This window comes from Acinetobacter gyllenbergii (assembly GCF_001682515.1).
Classification (GTDB): Bacteria; Pseudomonadota; Gammaproteobacteria; order Pseudomonadales; family Moraxellaceae; genus Acinetobacter; species Acinetobacter gyllenbergii.
The window spans coordinates 162,694-186,079 of the sequence record NZ_KV575268.1 but is presented as its reverse complement, the minus strand read 5'-3'; the positions used below and the strand labels follow the sequence as shown (position 1 = coordinate 186,079).

Genomic DNA, 23,386 nt, shown 5'->3' with positions numbered 1-23,386 from the left:
TGTTCTTATAAAGTCTTAATATAAAATTTTAACGCGATAGGTAGCGTGTCATATCCTCAAGACCTTTTAGGGTCATTGGAAACATATGATTCTCAAAAATTTCTTTAATCCAGTTAATGGTCTGGGTGTAATGCCAGTAACCCTCCATTTCAGGGTTCAACCAAGCGGTTTTATCAAAGTGCTGACGTAAACGTCTAAGCCACACTTCGCCCGACTCTTCATTCATATATTCAACTGAACCACCCGCAGATTTTAGTTCATATGGCGCCATACTGGCATCACCCACCACGATGACCCGATAATCACGTCCATAAGTATGGAATAGATCCCATGTATTCATACGGGTTGAACTACGGCGATGGTTATCCTTCCACACATGGTCATATAGACAGTTATGGAAGTAGAAGTATTCGAGGGTTTTAAACTCTGATTTAGCCGCACTAAATAGCTTTTCACACTCTGCGATATATGCATCCATCGAACCACCGACATCAAACAGCATGAGCACTTTAATGCGGTTACGACGCTCAGGGACCAACTGTACATCCAAAATCCCTTGTTTGGCTGTCTCACGAATGGTGCCATCGACATCGAGCTCTTCAGCAGCGCCTTGGCGGGCAAATTTACGCAAACGGCGTAAGGCAATTTGCATCTGACGGGTTCCCAAAACCTGATCATCATCTAGATTTTGGTATTTACGTTGTTCCCAAACTTTAACCGCTGAACGTTTACGCCCTGGCCCACCAATACGAACACCTTCTGGATGATCACCAAACGCACCAAAAGGTGAAGTTCCCCCAGTGCCAATCATGCGATTGCCACCCTGATGTTTTTTATGCTGTTCACGTAAGCGTTCTTCCAGCATTTTCATCAGCTCTTCGAGAGAACCTGCCTTTTGTAGCTCAGCACGTTGTTCAGGCGTAAGATGTTTCTCTAATAGCTCAAGATCAAACCAGTCTTTGGGTAGCTTATGAACTTGTTTTAGCAATTCATCTAAATCAAAAGTTTCGATGCCATCAAAATAATCTTTCATGGCACGATCAAACTTATCAAAAAAGCGCTCATCTTTGACTAAAACAGTTTTAGCCAATTGATAGAACTGTTCCTGATCTGCAAATACAAGACCTGACGCGACCGCCTGATTAAGATCAATAAGCTCACGTGTTGTTACAGGCACGCCATATTTGCGTAAGGTGTAAAACAGTCGCACAAACATTTTTAAACACTCTTAGCGGCGTGACATAAAGGCTAAACGTTCAAGCAATTGCACATCTTGTTCATTCTTAATCAAAGCACCATATAAGGGTGGAATCGCTTTTGATTTATCGTGATTACGCAATACATCTTCTGGCATATCATCTGCCATCAACAGGCTTAACCAATCAATGAGTTCTGATGTTGACGGTGGTTTTTTCAAATTCGGAACTTCACGTAATTTAAAGAACACCTGTAGTGCTTCACTGACTAGGGTATTTGAAATATTCGGGAAATGTACTGCAATGATGTCACGCATAGTTGCATCATCAGGGAACTCGATATAATGGAAGAAACAACGACGCAAGAATGCATCTGGCAGTTCCTTCTCATTATTCGAGGTAATAATCACGATTGGGCGTTGAGTTGCGGTAATGGTCTCACCAGTCTCATAAACATAGAACGACATTTTGTCGAGTTCATGCAATAAGTCATTTGGAAATTCAATATCCGCCTTGTCGATTTCATCAATCAACAATACACAACGCTCTTCGCTGGTAAATGCTTCCCACAATTTACCGGGTTTAATATAGTTTTTAATGTCGTAGACACGATCATCACCTAGCTGGCTGTCACGCAAACGTGAAACAGCATCATATTCATACAGACCTTGCTGGGCTTTGGTGGTTGACTTGATATGCCAAGTAATCAGTTTCAAACCCAAGCTTTCAGCCACTTGCTCTGCAAGTAATGTTTTACCTGTACCTGGCTCGCCTTTCACCAATAATGGTTTCTGTAAAGCACGGGCAGCTTTCACTGCAAGCTTTAAGCTATCAGTTGCAATATATTGATCTGTACCAGTGAAGTGTTGTGTATCAGCAGACATTTTAAAACCTTATTTTTCTATATTTAACGTTGTATCTAAACTGAACCTGCAGTTTTATTTGCAGTGTATTTTGACCAGCAGAAGCCGATCAGTAACCCCGTACCAATGACAAATAAAATCAATGATAAGTTAGACCAGACTAAGACATGTTCTTTGGTGAGGACACCAAAAAGCAAACCAAAAATTGCTGGCGCTAAGGCCGAGTTTGGACCTTCTGAAATTGTTGGAGTCGCAAGAACTGCAAAGGCAATAATCCAAAGGATGCCACCAATTGGATTGGGTAGGCGTGACATCAAACGATACCAGCACCACAATGCAATGAGTGTCCCTGTAACATAAACAATGATCGCAACATTTTCTTCTGGAAATTGATCCAGAACCGAAAGAATGTTAGACCATATCGCTGTTAAAGTCTCAAGCACCACGTAAGCCCTCTGGTTCTACCGCATTCGGATTAATTAATCCTTCTGGTGGCATCTGAATAAAAAAGCCTTTGGTATTTAATGAATCTAACACATGTAAAACGTTAGCACGTGCAAGTTTACGCTCATTATGAAGCTCTAAATGCATGACAAAGGTGGCTTTGCCGAATGCTTGTAGAACTGTTTCTGGAACACCTTCAAATGGGTTTTCTTGTTCCTTGTCATCAGGATAATTTGGACGAGCAATATACATATACATTTCATCTTTCTTGCTCGATCTATAAATATCGCAGTGCATGTTTACTCACATCTATTAACAATCAAAGACAGCATACATGAAAATAAAAATGGATACATTAAGGATTGTTAACGCTGGAGTCGTGTTTTGCGGTCTTAATGGCAAGTACAAAACGAAAAGACAAAACAATGCGTCAAAATAAAAAAGAGCGAATCATTGATTCACTCTTTCCTGTTTATCGTATCACTTTCATTTGTGTGGAAAGATATTCAATATCTTCTTTTAATAACGCAATCAATGGTTGCGTCAGAATGTCATAGCGCCAACCCATTAAATAACTCGGTAAAGACTGCTCATCTAAATGAAAGACCACATGTTCATAGATGGCATTCATCCATTTCTTACGTAGTAATACTTCTTTCGGTATCCCAGTTTCTAAAACTACACTTTCAATCAACGCATCAATTTTAGGTGCAACTTCTTTAGAATTACTCTTGATCGGCTTAGCCATGCGCAATGGCCACTCTTCCTCTGGCGGTAAGAACTTGAGTAAATCAAGAATCATTTTGCCATGTTCGCGTACAATGTGCGGACGAATATCTTTAATTCGTGCCAACTGAAAATTATTGCGAGGATTCTTTTCTACCAAATCGATCATGGTGGAGTTTCTAAGAATAAAACTACGCGGCTGATTCAACGCCTTGGTAATCTGCTCTCGCCAAATGCTGAGTTGCTGTAACTGCATCAACTCACGACGCGAATGGCGATAATTACCGATATCGGTGTACAGCTCTGCCAGTGGTGTTTCCAAGGCAATCTCTTTGGTGAGATTTTGACAATCTTCCAATACGTATTGATACAGCCCTTTTGCTTTCAGATCTGTTTTCAGCGCATCTGCAAGTTTGCTTAAATAGATCACATCATTTGCCGCATAGCACATTTGCTCTTGGGTCAATGGACGAGCAAGCCAGTCTGAACGGGTCTGATCTTTTTCAATCTCAATATTCAAACAAGTTTTAAGCGCATTTTGATAACTGACTTGAAGCCCATGTCCGAGAAATGCCAAAGCAACTTGGGTGTCGAATACATTATTTAATGGTTTTTGGTCGGCATAATGATAGATCAGATCAATATCTTCACCACAGGCATGAAAAATATTTTGTTGAGCCGCAAAAATCTTTGGCCAAAAATTGCTGAGATCTAATGCTGCACCATCAAGCAACAGAATTTGACCATTTAAATTGATTTGGCAAACACCAAGTTTAGGATATAAGGTATCGACCTTAATAAACTCGGTATCAAGGGCGTAGACAGAACACTGTTCCATCTGCTTGAGGAGAACAGCTAAATCTTGTTGCTGTTGGATAAACTGAAACATGTGTGCTCAAGTAAAATAATAAAGAACCATGCGCAATAAAACTGCCCAATGCCAGTCATTGCTCAACTGAAAAATACAAAAAAATTAATTGGTATTCCACATGCAAGACATGAAATTACTCCTCTTCCATTCATCAAAAAACGAAAATCCTTTTCGCCCGTCAATAGTGCCACAAATCACAATAAATAGATCTACGATAATGTTAGACAAAATGTAAAATTTAATTATTTGTTTAAATTAACAGCATGAATTTAATATAAATATAAAAAAATGCGAATGAAGCCTATCATTTCATTCGCATGCGGTTATGTACGGCTTGACTTAAAGTATGACTATCCACATATTCCAACTCACCACCTTGTGGCACACCTTGTGCAATTCGGGTCATGTGAATCGGTAAATGTTTGGTCGCTTCAACCAGATAATGTGCTGTTGCTTGGCCCTCTACTGTGGCATTGGTCGCCAAAATCACTTCTTGGATCTGACCCGCACTCAGACGTTGAATTAGATAAGGAATCCCAATCTCTTCTGGGCCAATACCATCCAATGGAGAAAGGTGTCCACCAAGCACATGATATTTTCCGCGAAAACTGCCACTCTGTTCAATCGCCATCACATCGGCTGGTGATTCAACCACACACAGCAGTTGCTCATCACGCTCTGCGGAAGCACAGATATCACAGATTTCATTTTCAGTTAATGAATGACAAATCTGGCATTCGTGAATATGGCTCGATGCTTCATGTAAGGCATGCGACAAAGCAAAAGCACCTTCTCGGTTTTTCATTAACAAATGTAATGCCATACGCTGTGCTGATTTGGGACCAACACTTGGCAATATACGTAATGCTTGAACTAATTGTTCAAATCGTTCACTAAACACAAATCAACTCGATTGTTTATAAAAAAAGACTCCCTAAGTTCCATTTGAAAGCTTAGGGAGGGATTTATTAAAATAAGCCAGATAAGCCTGGTGGTAAGCCCATACCGGTGTTCGCACCTTGTAATTTCTCTTCAGAAATGGCTTCTGCTTGACGCGCGGCATCATTCATTGCCGCAGCAATCAAATCTTCAATCATATCCGCTTCGTCTTGCAACAGGTCAGGACTAATTTCAATACGCTTAACCACATTACGGCACGTCATGGTTACTTTAACCAAGCCACCGCCTGCTTCAGCATGAACTTCAGTTTTTGCAAGCTCTTCTTTGGCTTTTTTAAGATTTGATTCCATATCTTTTTGCATGCGCTGAGCTTGCTGCATGAGCATATTAATGTTCATAAGTTTCTCTCGTTAAATTAAATCTAAACCGCGTGATATGTCGCGAATAATATCATCAATGTCTTCTAAACCAACAGACACACGAATCAAACCTTCTTCAATTCCTGCAGCTTGTTTAGCTTCAGCCGACATTCTACCATGCGAGGTCGTTGCTGGATGTGTAATTGTTGACTTAACGTCACCTAGATTACTGGTAATCGACAAGAAACGGGTGTTATCAATCACGGTCCAAGCACCTTCGCGCTCACCTTTCACCACAAAGGATACAACACCACCAAAGCCTTTTTGCTGTTTTTTCGCAAGTGCATGGCCTGGGTGATCAGGTAAGCCTGCGTAATACACTTTTTCAACTTTTTCGTGCTGATGTAACCATTCCGCTAATTTTTGTGCACTTTCACAATGTGCTTTCATACGAATGCTCAGTGTTTCTAAGCCTTTCAAGAAAATCCAAGCATTGAATGGACTCATCGAGTTACCCAAAGTACGGATTACACCATTTACTTCTTCAAGTAAGTCATGTTTTCCAACAACAGCACCCCCCAAGGCACGACCTTGGCCATCGATATACTTGGTTGCTGAATAAAGGACTAAATCCGCACCAAACTTAATCGGTTGTTGTAATACTGGCGTGCAGAAACAGTTATCGACCGCAAACAAAGCGCCATTGGCATGGGCGATATCAGCAATGGCCTGCATATCTCCCACTTGTGCCAAAGGATTCGACGGCGTTTCGATAAATAGAATACGCGTGTTTGGACGAATCGCCTGTTTCCAGCCTTCAAGATCATCTAAATCGACAAAAGTCACTTCAACGGCAAATTTCGCGACATATTTTTCAAATAAAGCAATGATTGAACCGAATACCGCACGAGAACAAATGACATGGTCACCCGCTTTTAAATAAGCCATACACATTGCATGTACTGCAGCCATACCTGAACTGGTCGCGACTGCACGTTCTGCGCCATCCAAAACAGCCAAGCGCTTTTCAAAAGCCTGTACGGTTGGATTGGTATAACGTGAGTAGGTATTACCAGCAATTTGCCCTGAGAATTTGGCAGCAGCATCAGCCGCACTTTCACACACAAAAGACGAGGTTAGAAAGATTGGCTCACTATGCTCACCTTCAGAGGTACGATCATGCCCTGTGCGAATTGCCAGTGTTTCTAATTGGTATTCTAAATCATCGCTTGGATTCATCGTTCTGTATGCCTTATGATCATAATGTCGAAATGTGCCAATATTTTGAGCGCCTAAGGTATTTAAGGTCAAGGCGTAAGATGAAATTATCGCTTAGACTTCGTGCAATCTTGACTCATGATGAGACTTTCTAAGATGAAATCGCTTGTGGAACAGCAAAAAATAAATTTTAAACATCTGGCTATGCGTGTTTTCGATGCCGACAAACTGGTTTTGTCTCAATCGACGCCGTATCAAGTGATTGCTCAATTTAAACAAACTCGCGTCCGTTTCTATGCGTCAGAGAACAAACGCTATAAAGAACCGTTAGTATTCGTTGCACCGTTGGCCATTAATATGGATATCTATGATTTATATCCTTATCGTTCATTGGTGAAACATTTTCAAGACAGTGGTTTTGATGTTTATTTGATTGATTGGGGTAAACTGACTTATAAAAACTACCAAATTAACTTTCTATCTTTTATTGATAACTTTATACCTAAATGTATTGAAGCAATTCAACAACACTCCAAATCTGAAAAAATTTCGCTGCATGGCTGGAGTATGGCGGGAATTTTCGTCACCCTTTACACTGCTCGCCATCAGCCGAGTGTTGTCAAAAACTTGGTGGTGTTAGGTAGTCCGATCGACAGCTATGCTTCGGGTTATATTGGCAAACTTTATAAAACTTTGGCTTATCTGACTAACCGCAACCCCACCATTAAAGATTACATCTATAATCGTTTACCGAAGTTAATGATTCATTCACCAGGCTTCCTAAACTCGCTTGGATTCAAGTTGTTAGATCCTAAAGGCTGGATTGATGGCAACATTCAACTACTGAAAAATTTGGATAATCTAAAACTGGTGCAAGAAGATGCAACCCTGAGCCACTTCTTAAACAATATGATTGATTATCCGGGTGGTGTGAACCAAGATATGCTGTTCAATGTCTGGTTGCAAAATCCTTTAAAAAACGGCGCGATTCAGCTTAAAAACAAAACCATTGAATTGAAAAAAATCAATTGCTCTTTATTTGTTGGTGCTGGAAAAGGTGATCAACTGGTCACTTCTGAATCTGCATTTCCGTTGACTCAGTTGACAAGTAGCCAAGATGTCACGTTTACTCTTATTCCTGGCGGACACTTAGGTTTAATGTCTAGTCATAATAGTTCAATAGAGTTCTGGCCAACACTTACGACATGGTTAGCCGAACGATCAACGCAAATAAAAAGGTAAAGTATGACTCAATCTGTTGCATTCATCGGTTTAGGGGCTATGGGCTATCGTATGGCAGCGCATTTGCCTAAATATTTCGAGAAGGTCTATGTCTGGAATCGAAATTTTAGTAAAGCTGAACAGCATGCAACAGAATATGGAACTACAGCCGTTGAGCTTACTCAAGCGATTCAGGCAGATGTGATCTTTTCTTGCTTACCAACCAGTGAGGACGTCGAAGCCTTGATTGATGGTCTAGAGATCAAATCAGGTTCAATCTGGATTGACTGTACCAGTGGTGTGCCTGAAGCTGCACGCCGTCTGGCTGAGAAATTAAAAGCTCAAAATGTAGACTTTTTGGATGCACCTGTCAGTGGTCAAACCGTAGGTGCTGAGAATGCAACCTTAACTGTCATGGTGGGTGGTGATGTTGATGCTTTTGAACGTGCTTACCCTGCTATGGCCGCAGTCGGTAAATTGATTCAACATGTCGGTGAATCTGGTGCGGGTTTTGCAGTAAAAGCCATTAATAATATGTTGCTTGCTGTGAATTTGTGGTCAGTTGCTGAAGGTTTCAGTACTTTAAAAGCACACGGCGTCAATTTGGACGCAGCACTGAACTGTATCAATGCATCAAGCGGTAAAAGTCTGGTTACAGAAACGATTTTTCCGCAACGCGTATTGAGTCGGGAGTTTCCTGTAACTTTTGGACTACCATTACTTGCGAAAGATACAGGTATCGCACTTGATTTAGTTAAGGATGCAAAACTCCCTGCTCCGATTTTGTCGTTAACGCAAAGCTTGATTCAAGCAGCAAATTTAACCGCTGAACCAAATAGTGACTTCTCCGCAGCCGTAAAAATGTATGAATCATGGACTAAAATCACTTTAAAATAAATTTTCGAATTAACATATAAGTATTTGTATTAATTTATTTTTTAAATAAAAAGACATATTCCATGAATATGTCTTTTTTATATTAACCGCTATGTCAAATACAGAACTTTTTTGAGAACTTTCAGCAAAGACAAAGTCATAGCCTACTTTTTAAAATAAGGAGCGAGTAAAAAATCCCAAGCATCGACGATTTGATTATACTCATGCTCACATTCCTCTGAACGATCTTTATTGAGCAACTCATCACTGATTAGATACTGAAAGTTCTTTGTATCAGATCCATATACATAGCATAGAAAATTAACCGCACGTTGAGCATCTAATGAATGAGAATCATAAAAAGGAAGATCGTCCAATGATTTTGCTCGTTGTGCTGCAAGGCTATACGTATCAGCAACAGTAAGAAGATAATCTTTATCCTCATCATTATAAGTTAAAATATATGCAGCTAATTGATCAGCCACATCTTCTTCTCTACCTGTAATTTTTAGATTAAGTACATCAATCAAGGCGTGTCCAGCCTCATGGAATAGCGTTCCTACAGCACTTTGATAAAGTTCGTTCTCTAAAATATCCCCAGAATCACCTGCATCAGTGAACATTTTTCGTTCTTCTGCTGCTAATTCATAACACAACTCGATTGTTTGTGTTTCACTATCATAAAATGCGTTTGCTTCCTGACACTCTTTTGCTACAACTTTAATGTCTACAGGAATATTTACAAAACTATTCATCTCTGCTGTGTAGCCTTCCAAAATTTTTCTGCTGCGCCAAAGATTTTCTTCAATTCGGTTTTCGTTCGTTCGAGCCACTTCATAGACTGGAATAAATTTACCTTTCAAAGATGTATTTTCCACTACTGTCCCTGATTTAATATTTTTAGATTTGGAATCTGAACTGTCATTACACCCAACCAAATTTAATAGCGCATAAATTGACAAAGAAAAAATGATTGTTTTCCTGAGATAATTGCTATGAATGATTTTCATCAAAAATGTAACCTTTTGCATAGAATATTTAATATTCATAGGAGGGTATGCATGGATACATTTTGTATGTTTCCATGAGTTTCTAAATCAAATTATTTATAGATTTATCGGCTAAAACAATCTGCAAATGCAGACGCTCTTGCAGAATTTATCGTAATTAAAGTATGCTCCTACCGAGTAAAGAAGTCGGGGCTAGAAAGCTTTTGGAAGAAATACAAAATATTACTTCAATTGAAGTCTTAGGCCATTACTTATTGAAATTAGGAAAGATTTCCAAAGATCATCTGGCTTCAGAATTTATTCGGCAGTCATTGCAAGAATTAAAAACAATCATATGTTTTGATGCTGCTTGGTGGGGACTCATCACACACGATAAAGACAAAAAAATGGTGGGTATTCATCACACAGAGACAATCAACCTACCAACAACTTTTCCGTCTGAATGGAAAGCTGTTGCAAATGATGATGAATTTGCTCATGTGGTTGACAATTTATCTGATATTGCCCATAGGTTCAGTTATTCATCTGATTTTCAAGATGAAACTGAAAGCCATGAGCTCAACCAATTTAGCCGAAAATATCAACTCTTACATGGCATGTCCATGTCTATAAAAGATACCTTTACTGGACATATTTTTTTTATAAGTTTATATCGACATAGTGGAGCTTCATTTAGCAATATAAATATCGCCTTTTTCGAACAGTCAGTTCGTCATATAAATCAAATTTGGCGTTATAACTTGCAAGAGGCTTTAGAGCTTTCTCCTAATCACAATATGTTTCATGCGGGACTAGTACGAGAAGATGGTTATATATTAAGCATTGGTGCTGGTCTATGTGAAGTTATTTACGCAAAATGGCCAGAATGGAAAGGGGTTTATATTCCAGAAGAATTGATGTTTCAGTTTGATAAAATACCAACCAGTATTCGTTTAGGTAAAGTCAACATCAATATTTTCAAAAAATCAGATAACATTAGAATTGAAATTTTAAATATAAAGAGAAATTTAACATTATCACCACGTGAATATCGTGTTGCTTACCTTTTCTCACAGGGCCATTCTTATAAAAAAGTCGCTGAACTATTAGGGTTAAGCCCATCTACTGTTCGGACCTATCTACAAAAGGCTTATATGCAATTAGGCGTTAGTAATAAAGTTGAATTGATCAAAGCGCTACATATTATTTCTTCTTAACGAAATCTTCTAGCTCAATTTATCTATGCACGCCCCTCCTTTCGCTTAGTAAAACCAACTTCATTCACCGATGTACAAATGATAATTTCATCACCAAGAGACCATTCTGCCACTCTAGCTACCATAACAGCAGGCACACCATCCGATCCTGGTCCTGAGGGCACATCATAAGTCGCATGCGCATCGTGCGGTAACAGTACATCATAACCAAGCTCTAATGCTGCACGGGCTGTTGCAGCTACACACATTTCGGATAGAACGCCACATATTGCGAAAGACCTAATCTCATCATCTTCCAATTTCTGTTTAAGTAAAGTGCCACTAAAACCATTATCTTGATTTTTTCTTATGATAAATTCATGAGATTGTGGCGGAAAAAATAGCTCCCAACCCACTTTGTATGGTTCATCTAAAGTCCCTATATCTCCATCATTTTGCAGGAAGATCACGGGGGCATAAGCTAATCTCGCTTTGGCAAGTAAAATGCTGATTGATTCAATTAGTTGTTTTGATGCAGGTACAGCTTCTGCACCTAACACAAAAGCATTTTGCACATCCACGATCACCAATGCATCGACGACATTAAGTTCAGTTGAAATATCAGTCTCCTTATGCTTCGAAAGCAACTTAAGGTATGAGTTTGAATTATTTATTATTCGCTTCCATGTTGAAAACCCTCCAGTTAAAACTGAATAAACACCAAATTTTAGCGGAAATTTCTTCTAGTGTAGAAAAATAGAGAACAACATCGAACTGCCGGCAATCAACAGCATCGCATCAAGCATAAGGTTAAAGGTTCGATCTGACATTCTCAATACAAAGGTTTTACCAATATAATTACCAATGATTAAAGAGATCCCTACTGCAATTCCTGCAATTAAAATATTTTGCTGTAAAACACCCAATGCCCCAAAAGTTAGACTTTTTGTCAAGTAAATTGCGAAGGAAGCTGCTGCCTCGGTTGCTAAAAGCCCACCTTTTATTAAGCCAAAACCATTAAAAATTGGCAGCAATAAAGGCCCTGTTGAAAACACGATACCCGTAATATATCCAAGCACACCTCCAGCAACCACCATTTGCCAAGCATTCAAAGTGAAATTACGATGCTTTGCATAATGCCGTATCGGGATAAGACATAAGAAAAATAGACCAATACATAAATTAGAAAGAAATGGCGACATGACCCAAAGTGTGTTTGCACCCAGTACGGTGGCAGGAATACCAAGACTGGAAAACAATAAAAAGGCCCTGATATTTAATTCTTTGCGCCACATTACAACACGAGAGATATTCCCCATAATTGAGGCAATTGCCATAATTGGAACAGCCAGCTTTGCACCAAAAATATAAGCAAGAATAGGTAACAAAATGATCGATGATCCTGTGCCAACTATGCCACTAATCAAGCCTGAAATAACACCAATTAAGGCAAGTGCAACATAGATCATAGAATATCGACAGCAAACAATTTCTTATATTCTATAATATTTTATTAGTCACCTACTTAAACTGTTTGAATCATCTCGAAACCGTCTTAAATGGTCATGCCTAACAACAACAAGAAAATTAAATGTTGTAAGTCATATTCAATAAATAAACCTCCTGAAGGAGGCCTAATTTAAAGCGTTGTTCCACAAATATCTTTTGTTCCTGTAGGGTAAGTATTTGCAAGTTTTGTATGGTCAGTAATAAACTCTATAGATAAATTTTGCCCAACAACAGATGCCGATGTCGCAATAGCTCCAGTCCCCCCACCTGCCATAAACGATAAAGTAGAACCATTGCTCTCATAACCTGAGATATAACCTTTGTTTACTCCATTAAAAATATATCCAATCTGTTTACTATTTTGATTCACATAAAACCCGAAAGTCTGATAACCATCAGCGGTATTTTCAGGTTTTAAGGTCAACACACCAGATGACTGTGTACCACCATTAATCAAAAGCAGAATATTATTGTTTGTATTTGTGGGCTGGCCATTCGCATGAATTAAAGCGATATTAAAGGCATTCTGATTACCATTCGTTGCAGCAATCTGAATTGGGAAAAAAGTTATTGTTTCGCCTGCGGGTAGAACATAAGTTGGAATTTTTAACTTGATTTCAAAAGCAACTGTACCACCAGCAGAAATTACCTTGTCTCCAGGCACATCTTGAAAAGCAAGATTTGGATAACTAATTTTATTATTTGCGAAAGCATTGCTCATGGACATATAAGATTTCACACTGCTACTTGCATCTACATTAAAACTTGCTTTAGCACCTAGTATGTTAGGAAACCTAGTCATGGTTGAATCAATTTGTGATAGCTGAGCCTGAGTGGCATCTAAATTATAAGTACAAGCAGCAAAGCTACTCCATGTAATCATCGTACTCAAAAACGCCCCTAAAATTATCTTTTTCATAGGTTAATCCTTTTTATAGTAGAACATTCAGTATACATTTTTGATTTAATTAGTGAGTAAAAACAGATAAATGGGTACAGATAGCACGGTTCTATTGAAAAATAGGAAGTATTAAAAACCCACGTTTAAACGTGGGTCAATGTCTTCAAGCAATGGCCAATGAATCTACACTGCCCCGACATACCGGTAAATACTGCCATCTTTAGGATTTTCAAAGAGTAAATCCATATTGGGTAGAAGAATCTCCCCTTCAACTTCGATATGTTCAATTCGTTTAAAGAAGGGAATTTCTTGATCATTGACAGCTTTTACTTTGGCTGTCGCGATCTTTTCGGCCTCAAACTGATCCTTTACCTTAATTTTTATAGTACTCATTAAAAACTCCAATTTTTTAAATTTTAAATACAGCAGCAAAACCAAAATTTAGAACGATGAAATTGCTGAATAAGCCAGCGGCATCGCAAAGAAAGTTAAAACAAATGCTGCTGAACGTTGTAAGTTACGTTGATTCAGCCACGAAATTTTGTTGGAAATTAAAATAGATCCAAATGCAATCCATAAAAAAGCAATTGGGGTGATCAATGCTAAGAATGTTCCCATATGAACAACATATTCATGTAGGTTAAGCCAAGCAGTGTGTGGAAAAATGGCTGAAGCGAATAATAAAGCTTTAGGGTTCAGTAAGGTTGCTAAAAATAAAGCCTTAGTTGTAATCAAAGGTTGATTCAAATCCAACTCTTTAGTTGAAGTAATCCATAACTTAATTGCCAAATAGATAATAAAAGTCGCACTAAGCAGCTTAATTAAAGGTGGTAGCCAAGGCACATAGTGTGAAACAGACTCAAGTAAAAAGCCCCATGTTGTAATGGCAATAAAATAACCTATAACTTCAGCAGGGATTAATTTTAGTGAACCTTTAATACCCGCTTGGATTCCAGACGAAGCCAATAATGTATTCGTTGGACCTGGTGTTAGTAAGATCGTAATGATCAAACCAATAAATAGAAATGACACCATAGACAAATACCTTTGCTAAGTTTCGCAAACGCAATATGGCAAACCAGATCTAGTCTTGTCGACAAAATGGTTGTAACCAAAAATATTTGGTCTTATATTTTCCATTAAAAATCAAAATATTAATTCATTTACAATTTGATTTTAGATTTAACCAATTTTTCGTATATGTGTGATAAAAGTCACATTATTCTCAATAATTCCATATAGATAGAGCCACGTATTTCACACAATATTATGATTATTTCTAAGAATTCATAGAAGAAATTCAAGTCTAAAAATTGAAGAGGCTATCTCACTTCTGCGTGAAAAAACATGACCTGCTACCACTTCACTTTACCTAGCTCTAGAAAATCACAACTTATAAAATTCGATATGTGTGTTACAGACTAAGGTATACAAGCCATTATTTTTTCTATATAACAAGAATTCAACCTCAAAAATGAGCAAAACTGATGGAGTCTGTAAGACTTTTATATGTAAGCAAAATTAAAAATATCGACTCAAACTTAAAAACAGATTTGATTAAAATCCTTGATGAAGCTGTGGATTTTAATTATCGCAACGATATTCGAGGTGTTTTATATTATGGGCATGGCTATTTCGTGCAATGTTTAGAAGGCCCAAAGAGCATCGTAGACGATTTGTTTTACAACAAAATTGTGAAAGATGAAAGACATATCAATTGTGAAATCCTCTATTACACCGAATGCGAGAATCATTTTTTCTCTCAATGGTCTATGAAGTTTTCACCCATTAATCCCAATATTTCAGACTTTTTCATGAAGTACCATTTGGAAGAATTCAACCCTTATCTGCTAACGGCTGATACTGTTGAGAAATTCGTTTCTGTTTTAGCTGGTGAACCAGAATATGATGTCCAAGCTTATGTTTCGTGAATAAGAAACTTATTTACACGAATGTACTAAAGGTATCTGTTCTTTCAGGTACCTTTTTTACCAATTGGAATAAAAATTAACAAAAATGAATTGAAGTCATTCACCAATAATGCTTATATAGTCTCTGAAGAGGACGACCTCTTTATTCAAATTTTCAAGCTTTAGGACGACCTAAAAATATTAATAATGAGGTGTCGAAATGGCTTGGGCTTATCTAATTTTAGCTGGTATTTTTGAAATTGTATGGGCATATTCCATGAAAATGTCCGATGGTTTTACCAAGCTTACGCCTAGCATCATTACAATTGTCTTCATGATTTTAAGCTTCGGCCTGTTAGCTGTTGCAATGAAAACACTCCCCTTAGGTACAGCTTATACAATTTGGGTGGGTATTGGTGCTGTAGGTGCATTCTTGATCGGGATTTTTTTCCTGCACGAGCCGATGGGATTTTTACGTCTTTTAGCAGCAGCATCGATTGTATTTGGCGTGGTATTGATGAAAGTGACGACACCCTAATTTTTGAATTTTATAAAACCCTCATTTTGAGGGTTTTATAAAATTAGCTTATTTAAAGCAATATCGCTTAATTGGGATTAATATAATAAAAATACACAATAAGACTGACCAGTAGAATGCTCGCAACCGTTAGATAAACCCCCACCGTATTAAAGCTTCTCAAGAATTTTAAAATGTTCATATTTTCAATTTATTGATAAATCGAGAGAATTATCACATAATATGAATTAAATTTGAATTTATTTAGATTAAAAATCAATCGCTTACTTTCTACATTTTTAGATATGTTCCCTCTAAAATTTTCTAATTTCAATACATAAATATTTTGAATGAAGAAAAGGACGTTTTGAATTGGTACTTTTCTTCACTCATTTTATCGCTTAAAAACGATAACCTATTCCGACATAGGTAATAAGTGGATCTATGTCAATTTTTGTTGAGGCATGAATTAACTTGGCACCAGTAGTTTTGTTCACAACATCAATATTTGCCTTATTATTGAGTTTTGCGTATGACACAGAACCTACACCATACCAAGCATCATTAATATCATAGGTAAAACCAACAGAGACAATTGGAGCGATTGCATCATCTGCATCAACCTTAACTTTCATGTCACCACTTGATTCTTTACGGTCTAACGCAGCGCCAGCTTTTCCATCTAATACATTTTGGATCATATGACCAGCTGAAATTAGATCAGATCTAATCCCCTCATTGAGTTTGATTTGATTAAAATGTGCATACATTAAGCCAGCCCCAATATATGGTCTAAATTTATCAACTCCACTTTGCCCAAACTGATACTGCGCCTCGATTGCGGGTGTCCAAGCACGGACAGTTGCGGCATTCGGTTTATTACCCAAATTAGTAATAGGAACAGCTTGGCCTAATACAATCCCATCAGGGAAAAGATATTTAACTAAGTCAGCAGATGACATTGCTAACCCGCTCAATGGTGCATATATTTCGCCTTTACCCTTGATATCAACTTTAGGTGGAATTCCACCAATAAGTTGTAGTGATACATTATCATTTAGATAATAGTTAAACATTAAACCCAAAGTATCTACATCATCTACTTCTAGACCTGCATCTTTCTGCTGCCAGTTTTCTAATCCATTGATTCTTGCGGTACCTGTAACTTCAGCCAGAACATTACCATTACCATCTGTAAGTTGATCCTGAATTTCGGGTTGAGCTAAGAACTCTGTGAGTGTATCTTTTAAATTCCAAACCTCCCCGCCTAAATCAGTCATCGTTGCATTTGGATCAACTGAGTTTAAAAAGCTAGTCGTTGAAATAGTTCCTACAGTAGCCACTGTTTGATTTTTCACACTGGTATTAATGTTAAATGGATTGGCTTTACCTTGAGGCATAACATGTAACCAACCCGCCGAGACAGAGAATCGTTTAAATTCCTGAGCATAAGATAAGTGAGTTAATGTGATTAAAGTCGTTGCTATTACGATTTTTGTTGCTGTTTTTTTCATTGTATTTCATCCTGAAATTCCACATTACTTGATTTAGTAATATGTTTCCCGAATATAACCACTATCTATTTTTTATCAAATGTTAAATTTTACTTCCTGATAAAAGGTGATTAATCACTTAAATTTCGTGAACTGGTTAACAAATAGACAGAGTTAATTAATGGATAATAAAATGATACTTAAAAAAAACTGAAGCTATAAAGATCTAAATTGGAAGGGATTAAAGCCAATATCAAGGGCTACATCTTTAGTGAAAAACTTGTTTAGGTCTCTAGACAGTGACTTCACTGTTTTAATGCTTTTCCATCTGCATCCTACACTTTTCAATCTCTCCTAACTGCTCTTTGTGCTGATGAAAAAAATTGCACGTTATATTTAATTGCTATAATAATGCTAGACAAGTTGAATCATAAAATTCCGAACCTGATGTCCTGACAAAATATGTTTTTATAAGCAATAATAATTTTAAGGAAGCTATAAAATGCGACACAAAATAATATATAACAAATTCACATGGGTGCTTTGTTGGATAATTCTCGCTTTTCCTGTAATCGCGGCTTTATCAATTGACCTTTTCTTAATCCCCATAGAAATATGTCTTTTTATTTCAATATTTTACTTCGTTAATCAAGAAATCACCTTTATTTCAATTCTACTATCATTATTCTATTTATTCTTTTTATGGTTTCCACCTTATTATTCATTTATTCGGCCATACTTTGAGGTTGGGTTAAGCATACAGGATACCATCCAATTTATATTGGACATAAGAATTAGAACTGAGAGTGTTTTTAAAAACCTATGTTTATTTTCTATATTATTTTTCGTTTGTCTATTCATTGTGCTGAATTACAAAAAGCATCGCTGCTTATAAATTTCATCAATTAATTAGCATATTTTAGATTGAATTTAATAGGCATCATTCAAGATTTTAAAAATAAAGATCTCTCTGCTTCACGTCGGCGGACTAAACCTTTTAGCACCTTTCCTCCAGCTTTATTCCAGACCAGAAACTGCTCTGCCGCAGCATATTCATCAAGTACATTTAGATACTTCACTAACGTTGAGCTCTTAAAAGCATGGCTGCCAATATTATATGACAAGGAAACAAGAGCATCGAATTGATTTTGAGAAATGGGAACGGTTATCGCTTCATTGACCGCTTTCTCAAAGCGTTTTAGATCATATTGAAAAAAGGAATTTGCTTGCTCTAATGTACAACTATCCCCTTGCCTAACTGGAACACCAGTTGGATAAACTGTAGTACCGAAGCCGATAGACCACACCCCCACGCCGTCATCATAGGCATTTAGTTTTAGATCTTCAAAGCTTGTAATAAGATTGATACCATGAGTACTTATGGACATTTCGTAATCTATAGCTACACCAACCATATCAACTGCATCATAGGCCATTGCAACATTGATATGCGTATCTTTAGCATCAATCCGTTGTTGAGACTGCTTAATATCAACAATCTTGCGGAAATAATCCCAAATAGCCTTCATGATTCCTCACTTAACATTTTACCCATCATTCGATCTTACTACGAAAATCCACAATAGCATTTACAAAGATTGGAAAACGTATATTTAATGCTAAGTACATCAAAACGCTGATAATTCTTAACATTCAAGATTTGTATTTGAACGTTTCTTAGCAATCAATCTAAGTAATGTATTGCGTGTAATAACTCGCTGCAAAGTCAAAATTTCTGTTTAATCAACACCTACTTCACTGGGTTCCCGCCATTGAGGTCGTCTTAAGCTGATCTATTTCCAAAAAGTAACACTTTGGGAAGCCTATCGAACGAAGGACACGACCCCTGATCGTTTCTTTTGAAGCTAATTTGAGTAAAACAAACATGGTCACATGTGAAACCATGATTAAGACTCCAATCTACGGGCTTTTATTTTTTGTAATACATAACAATTTTGCTTTCTCGTTTAATTGGAAATAATAAACTCTTCCTATAGCTCTACTTCCAGTACCAATAAGTTGGATATTCAATACAATTAAAAAGCCCACTCAATGAGTGGGCTTCCCCTTAATTCTTTTTGCGCTGAATGAAGGTTATTGTTGTTTAGTTATTATCAAACAACATGGCAAATATAGACAAAAGTGTGATGCAAATCAATAAATTTCCACTTATTTTGAGAAAATTTTAAAGCTGAGCTACACAATGAGTGTTTGTAGCTCAGTTTAGGCACAACTTATTTCTTCTTGTTGAACTTGGCTATCAGCGCGATAGAGAGGTCTTAACTAATCATAAGTACTAGCGCTAAAAAGCCCACCTTTCGATGAGCTTTGAACAGACTGAATTTATTCTCCAACTGGAACTGATAATTTAATCTGATTATTTTTTACTCTAAAAGCATATGATTTTGTTGGATAATTTTTTGTTGATAATCTCCGCCTGAGATGACGCCTCTATTTCGAGCCTTCTGTAGTGAATTTAATTGTTGCTCATATATTCATACGCATCTAAAGCACGAGTATCATTGTTTTTTTGAAGATATGAAATCTTTCAAATGGGCTCATCTTAGATGTATTTGACCGAGTTTCATACATCTTAGCCACGTTTACATCACGCTGATTTAGACGATCTTGTTCTTGTTGCTTTGCTGACTCAAAGAAATCAACATGCTCACGACTTTTGATCTCAAATTCGGGTGTGTCATTTTTTAAGATTAAAAGTGATGGAGGCTTATTAAACAAATCATCAGCACTATCCACTGAAACAGTCACAACTGAATTTATTAGAAATATTAATATTTTTACATCAAGTACACTCAATGTAAAATAAAGAAAGGCACGGATATATTTTATAATTCCTACACAATTCTTTCAAATTTAAATCCTAAATACCAAATCATCAAGAATCTTGCCGGTAAGCAATTTTATCCATTCTATTACGACAATACTTATATTTCTCTTCTTTATTTTCAATACCGACCGTATGAACACATGAACAAAAAAAGTAGTACTTTGTTATGCTCAATGCTGCTTGGCACATCTACCCCATAACATTTACTGTCAATTTCGCTTAGTCGGGGCGTCATAATCCATTTACCTGAATAAAAGGGATAGCCGAGTCCCCCTATAACAATAATGATCAAGATAAGGATAGGAAGGTTAGTTTTAATATATTTCAGCATTTTTCATATTCTTGTTAAAAAGCTTAGCTTTCAATGGCGCTTAGGCAATAAATTAGAAAATTAATTTATAAAAGTAAATAAATATCAATCAATTATAATTAAGCCCCAGACGCCTCGCAATCAAAAAATTAGAATTACTTACAATGCAAGTCCTGTATTCACTATAATAGCCATGCAGGAGCAAGGACTTCCCGATGGTTGTATTGATACTTCACAGGGTTCCTGCCGTTGGGTCAGTATTTTACTCCCATTGACAGAAGCAGTAACCAGCCTGTAGTAAATCGAAAGAACGAAGGACGCCACCCCAAAGGCTCACTATCTAGTGGGCCTTTATTTTTTAATCCGCGTTGAATCTTATCTTACTCATTCTCAATATTCTGAATAAAGCATTCACTATTCAATTTTTATGATTTCAAATCCATTTACAATCTTCATTGTTTATTCTGCAATTGTGAACAAAATACAACCCAGAATATCATCTACATTTTATTTTGTTAAAACTCATATAGTAGTAATCAATATATAAATAAACCTTTAAAAAGAGCGAAATACCATAAAACAAGCAATTTAATGCACAATAACAACCATCTTAACCAGTTGTTTTATATGAAATTATAATAAAGATATTGATATATAAAGCTTTTTAATATTATATGGATAAATTATGGAGTAAAATTACACTCGTACCATACAGTTTCATTGAAATTTTATTAATAAACCTTATATTGGTATATGTGTAGCGATCAATCGCCATATGGACATACTCCATACAGCATTGATTTATACTTTTTTGATTAGAGGAACACCTCATGAATAAGTTAATGGTTGCGGTTTTTGCTGGCTTAATGACTTTAACAGGTTTTAGTGTACAAGCTGCGACACCAGAACAAGAATGCAAAAAGTTACAGGATGACTATAACCTGATCTATGCATCTAAAGGATTCTGTTTTAAAGACGCTGATGCTAAAGCAAAGTTTGGTAATGAAAATTGCCACACAACTAAGCCAAAATTTTCGGATAAAGAGCAACAACGTCTTGATGAAATCAAAGCTCGTCAAAAAGAGCTGAACTGCAAATAATCAAGTCAATTACGGAGTTTAATACTCCGTATCACTCTGCTAATTGAGTGCACATTTCACCAATTTAAAGCTTACGCCCTATTTAAAGGATGAATCATGGCATACGATGACCAAAATATTTTTGCACGAATCCTTCGCGGTGAATTACCTGCAATCAAAATCTATGAAGATGATCAGGTCCTCGCTTTTATGGATATCATGCCCCAAGCAGATGGTCATGCTTTAGTGATTCCAAAGATAGCAGCAGTTACATTGCTGGACCTCCCTGCTGATGCAGCTGCCTATACCATCCAAATCGTGCAGAAAATTGCCAAAGCAATGGAAACTGCCTTAGATGCCAAAGGTATCGTGCTTATGCAGCTTTCAGGTGCAGCAGCGGGACAAACTGTCCCTCATGTACATTTCCATCTGATTCCTAGTTCAGTGCATGAACTTGGTCGCCATGCAGCAAAAATGGGTGATCAGGAAAAAATTACAGCACTCGCTGAAAAAATCAAAGCTGCACTCTAAGTTCTTATTTTTATAAAGACGGAGTTTTTACTCCGTTTTTTTTGTTTGCTAATTATATAAAAAACAATAAGAAATATAATTATTACTAAATATGAATCGTCATCAAACTGTCATTTTTCTTTCACTTCTCTGTCACAAAGTTTACCGATACTGCATACAAGTCAGTGAGCTATGTAACTTTATGTACATAAGCAAGCTCATAACAGTAACTAAGGCATCAGCCATTTACAAAAAGTGTTTTGGAGAAATCTCAATGAAAAAATTGCTTCTTGCTGCTACTGTAGCAACTTTAGCCATGAATGCAGCGCAAGCAGCACCAACATTGTATGGTAAGCTCAATGTGACTTTAGATCAAATTGATAAGAATGGCTTTAAAGATGAAAGCGTAACTAAAGTAAACTCAAACGCTTCTCGTATCGGGGTAAAAGGTGAAGAAAAACTGACTGACAACCTTTCAGCAGTTTACTTAATTGAATGGCAAATCAGTGCAGATGGCGACGGTGATGTATTTAGTAACCGTAACCGTTATATCGGTATTAAGTCAGACGGTATCGGTACTTTAAAAGTAGGTCAACATGACTCTTACTTTAAAAATGCTGCGGGCAATAACCAAGATATTTTCAACGATCACAACGAACTAGATATGACTAAAGTTTTAGTTGGTGAAGATCGCTTAAAGAATGTGATTGCGTTTGAAACTGATAAAAAATTACTCGGTGGCTTAGCATTCAACATTATGTTCCAACAAGGTGAAGAATCGTCTGCTGTAAAAAATAATGCAAAAGGCCAAAAAGGCAGCCGTGATGGTTTCGGTGATGGTGTATCAACCTCTCTTACTTATGAAAACAAAGATTGGGGCTTAGCAGCAGCTGTTGCGGGTAACTTTGGTGTTGCTTCTAAATTTAATGCTTATAGTGACTTAAGTGGCGACAATAGCGTTTATTCAGATGCAATTCGTGTAACAGGTTCTTTAGACTTAACAGCAGCTGGTGTTAATGGTTTAGTGCTTGGTGCATTATGGCAAACAGCTCAACCAACTGATGACACGGTTGCAGTAACAAGCGGTACTCCAGCTGTTGTTACTTCATATAAAGGTCTGCAAGAAGATGCCTATGGCGTAACAGCTGCATACGTAATCCCTTCTACTCCTGTGAAGTTAAAAGCAGAATATATCTCTTCTACAACTGAAGTGAATGGTCGTGATGATCGTAAACAAGATCTTTATGGTGTAGGCGCTGATTATCAAATCAATAAACAAACACGTTTCTACGGTGTTGTAGGTCAACAAAAACGTGATTGGTTAGTGAAAGATGATAAGAAAACAACCATCGGTTTAGGTATGGAATATAACTTCTAATTTGAAGCAATATTCAAACTTATATGAAAAAGGGCGATCTTGATCTGCCCTTTTTCTTTTTATGTTGTACTC

General features: G+C 37.1%; 25 protein-coding genes and 2 pseudogenes. 8 read left to right on the top strand and 19 right to left on the bottom strand.

The annotated features are described in order from the left end of the window. Positions 1–28: 28 nt before the first annotated feature. The 8 genes from NG55_RS17040 to NG55_RS17005 form a co-directional block, all read right to left on the bottom strand. The gene (locus tag NG55_RS17040) at positions 29–1,216 is read right to left on the bottom strand and encodes a vWA domain-containing protein (protein ID WP_004653418.1); all 1,188 of its coding nucleotides are present in this window, start codon (positions 1,214–1,216) and stop codon (positions 29–31) included. A 12-nt stretch (positions 1,217–1,228) separates the two neighbouring features. Beyond that, the gene (locus NG55_RS17035) at positions 1,229–2,080 is read right to left on the bottom strand and encodes an AAA family ATPase (protein WP_005203533.1); all 852 of its coding nucleotides are present in this window, start codon (positions 2,078–2,080) and stop codon (positions 1,229–1,231) included. A gap of 35 nt (positions 2,081–2,115) precedes the next feature. Beyond that, positions 2,116–2,502 carry a hypothetical protein gene (locus tag NG55_RS17030; protein WP_016540179.1) on the bottom strand — a complete coding sequence of 129 codons (387 nt, stop codon included), beginning with the start codon at positions 2,500–2,502 and terminating at the stop codon, positions 2,116–2,118. Continuing rightward, positions 2,495–2,800 (bottom strand): YcgL domain-containing protein, encoded by a 306-nt coding sequence (locus NG55_RS17025; protein WP_004653415.1) that lies wholly within the window; start codon positions 2,798–2,800, stop codon positions 2,495–2,497. Before NG55_RS17025 ends, NG55_RS17030 begins: the two co-directional genes overlap by 8 nt. Before the next feature lie 175 nt (positions 2,801–2,975). After that, positions 2,976–4,118: a ribonuclease D gene (locus NG55_RS17020; RefSeq protein ID WP_016540180.1), complete on the bottom strand. Its 1,143-nt coding sequence runs from the start codon at positions 4,116–4,118 to the stop codon at positions 2,976–2,978. A gap of 286 nt (positions 4,119–4,404) precedes the next feature. Next, positions 4,405–5,001, bottom strand: a complete 597-nt coding sequence (recR, locus tag NG55_RS17015; RefSeq protein WP_016540182.1) for a recombination mediator RecR — start codon at positions 4,999–5,001, stop codon at positions 4,405–4,407. Positions 5,002–5,068: 67 nt separating this feature from the next. Then, positions 5,069–5,398, bottom strand: coding sequence for a YbaB/EbfC family nucleoid-associated protein (locus tag NG55_RS17010; protein ID WP_016163647.1), 330 nt, complete (start codon positions 5,396–5,398; stop codon positions 5,069–5,071). Positions 5,399–5,410: 12 nt separating this feature from the next. Next, positions 5,411–6,598 carry an O-succinylhomoserine sulfhydrylase gene (locus tag NG55_RS17005; protein ID WP_016540184.1) on the bottom strand — a complete coding sequence of 396 codons (1,188 nt, stop codon included), beginning with the start codon at positions 6,596–6,598 and terminating at the stop codon, positions 5,411–5,413. Positions 6,599–6,733: 135 nt separating this feature from the next. Between NG55_RS17005 and NG55_RS17000 the strand changes: the two genes are divergently transcribed. Both NG55_RS17000 and NG55_RS16995 read left to right on the top strand, forming a co-directional pair. Then, positions 6,734–7,819 (top strand): alpha/beta fold hydrolase, encoded by a 1,086-nt coding sequence (locus tag NG55_RS17000; RefSeq protein WP_016540185.1) that lies wholly within the window; start codon positions 6,734–6,736, stop codon positions 7,817–7,819. A gap of 3 nt (positions 7,820–7,822) precedes the next feature. Next, positions 7,823–8,695, top strand: a complete 873-nt coding sequence (locus NG55_RS16995; RefSeq protein WP_065343907.1) for an NAD(P)-dependent oxidoreductase — start codon at positions 7,823–7,825, stop codon at positions 8,693–8,695. A gap of 143 nt (positions 8,696–8,838) precedes the next feature. On the opposite strand, the gene NG55_RS16990 is transcribed toward NG55_RS16995, so the two are convergent. Continuing rightward, positions 8,839–9,723 (bottom strand): DUF4344 domain-containing metallopeptidase, encoded by an 885-nt coding sequence (locus NG55_RS16990; protein ID WP_228704192.1) that lies wholly within the window; start codon positions 9,721–9,723, stop codon positions 8,839–8,841. Between the two features lie 125 nt (positions 9,724–9,848). Between NG55_RS16990 and NG55_RS16985 the strand changes: the two genes are divergently transcribed. Further along, positions 9,849–10,880: a helix-turn-helix transcriptional regulator gene (locus NG55_RS16985; protein ID WP_016540188.1), complete on the top strand. Its 1,032-nt coding sequence runs from the start codon at positions 9,849–9,851 to the stop codon at positions 10,878–10,880. Positions 10,881–10,903: 23 nt separating this feature from the next. On the opposite strand, the gene NG55_RS16980 is transcribed toward NG55_RS16985, so the two are convergent. The 5 genes from NG55_RS16980 to NG55_RS16960 form a co-directional block, all read right to left on the bottom strand. After that, positions 10,904–11,506: an isochorismatase family protein gene (locus NG55_RS16980; RefSeq protein WP_065343906.1), complete on the bottom strand. Its 603-nt coding sequence runs from the start codon at positions 11,504–11,506 to the stop codon at positions 10,904–10,906. Between the two features lie 96 nt (positions 11,507–11,602). Continuing rightward, a complete protein-coding gene (locus NG55_RS16975; RefSeq protein WP_065343905.1) occupies positions 11,603–12,328 on the bottom strand; it encodes a sulfite exporter TauE/SafE family protein in 726 nt (241 codons plus the stop codon). 170 nt (positions 12,329–12,498) lie between these two features. After that, positions 12,499–13,287 (bottom strand): DUF4882 family protein, encoded by a 789-nt coding sequence (locus NG55_RS16970; RefSeq protein WP_065343904.1) that lies wholly within the window; start codon positions 13,285–13,287, stop codon positions 12,499–12,501. A gap of 165 nt (positions 13,288–13,452) precedes the next feature. After that, on the bottom strand, positions 13,453–13,662 hold the full coding sequence (locus NG55_RS16965) for a hypothetical protein (RefSeq protein ID WP_016540192.1): 210 nt from the start codon (positions 13,660–13,662) through the stop codon (positions 13,453–13,455). Between the two features lie 48 nt (positions 13,663–13,710). Further along, complete coding sequence (locus NG55_RS16960; RefSeq protein ID WP_065343903.1) at positions 13,711–14,304, bottom strand: LysE family translocator; 594 nt, start codon at positions 14,302–14,304, stop codon at positions 13,711–13,713. A 452-nt stretch (positions 14,305–14,756) separates the two neighbouring features. On the opposite strand from NG55_RS16960, the gene NG55_RS16955 reads away from it, so the two are divergent. Both NG55_RS16955 and NG55_RS16950 read left to right on the top strand, forming a co-directional pair. Continuing rightward, entirely contained in the window at positions 14,757–15,200 is a 444-nt protein-coding gene (locus NG55_RS16955; protein ID WP_016540194.1) for a BLUF domain-containing protein, read from the top strand. A gap of 199 nt (positions 15,201–15,399) precedes the next feature. After that, entirely contained in the window at positions 15,400–15,717 is a 318-nt protein-coding gene (locus tag NG55_RS16950) for a DMT family transporter (protein ID WP_004807239.1), read from the top strand. Positions 15,718–15,784: 67 nt separating this feature from the next. Here NG55_RS16950 and NG55_RS20910 read toward each other — a convergent pair whose 3' ends face one another. From NG55_RS20910 to NG55_RS21330, 5 genes and pseudogenes are all read right to left on the bottom strand, one after another. Continuing rightward, positions 15,785–15,898, bottom strand: coding sequence for a hypothetical protein (locus NG55_RS20910; RefSeq protein ID WP_016540195.1), 114 nt, complete (start codon positions 15,896–15,898; stop codon positions 15,785–15,787). Positions 15,899–16,097: 199 nt separating this feature from the next. Next, positions 16,098–17,210 carry an OmpW/AlkL family protein gene (locus tag NG55_RS16945; RefSeq protein WP_065343902.1) on the bottom strand — a complete coding sequence of 371 codons (1,113 nt, stop codon included), beginning with the start codon at positions 17,208–17,210 and terminating at the stop codon, positions 16,098–16,100. 923 nt (positions 17,211–18,133) lie between these two features. Beyond that, positions 18,134–18,718 (bottom strand): lysozyme, encoded by a 585-nt coding sequence (locus NG55_RS16940; RefSeq protein WP_065343901.1) that lies wholly within the window; start codon positions 18,716–18,718, stop codon positions 18,134–18,136. Positions 18,719–19,532: 814 nt separating this feature from the next. Next, a pseudogene (locus NG55_RS21335) lies at positions 19,533–20,006 on the bottom strand (hypothetical protein). Between the two features lie 79 nt (positions 20,007–20,085). Next, positions 20,086–20,368: pseudogene (locus NG55_RS21330) on the bottom strand (hypothetical protein). An 809-nt stretch (positions 20,369–21,177) separates the two neighbouring features. Between NG55_RS21330 and NG55_RS16930 the strand changes: the two are divergent. From NG55_RS16930 to NG55_RS16920, 3 genes are all read left to right on the top strand, one after another. Beyond that, a complete protein-coding gene (locus NG55_RS16930) occupies positions 21,178–21,447 on the top strand; it encodes a YARHG domain-containing protein (RefSeq protein WP_016540199.1) in 270 nt (89 codons plus the stop codon). 96 nt (positions 21,448–21,543) lie between these two features. Next, entirely contained in the window at positions 21,544–21,957 is a 414-nt protein-coding gene (locus NG55_RS16925) for an HIT family protein (RefSeq protein WP_065343900.1), read from the top strand. A 253-nt stretch (positions 21,958–22,210) separates the two neighbouring features. Continuing rightward, positions 22,211–23,314: a porin gene (locus tag NG55_RS16920; RefSeq protein ID WP_016540201.1), complete on the top strand. Its 1,104-nt coding sequence runs from the start codon at positions 22,211–22,213 to the stop codon at positions 23,312–23,314. Positions 23,315–23,386: the final 72 nt, after the last annotated feature.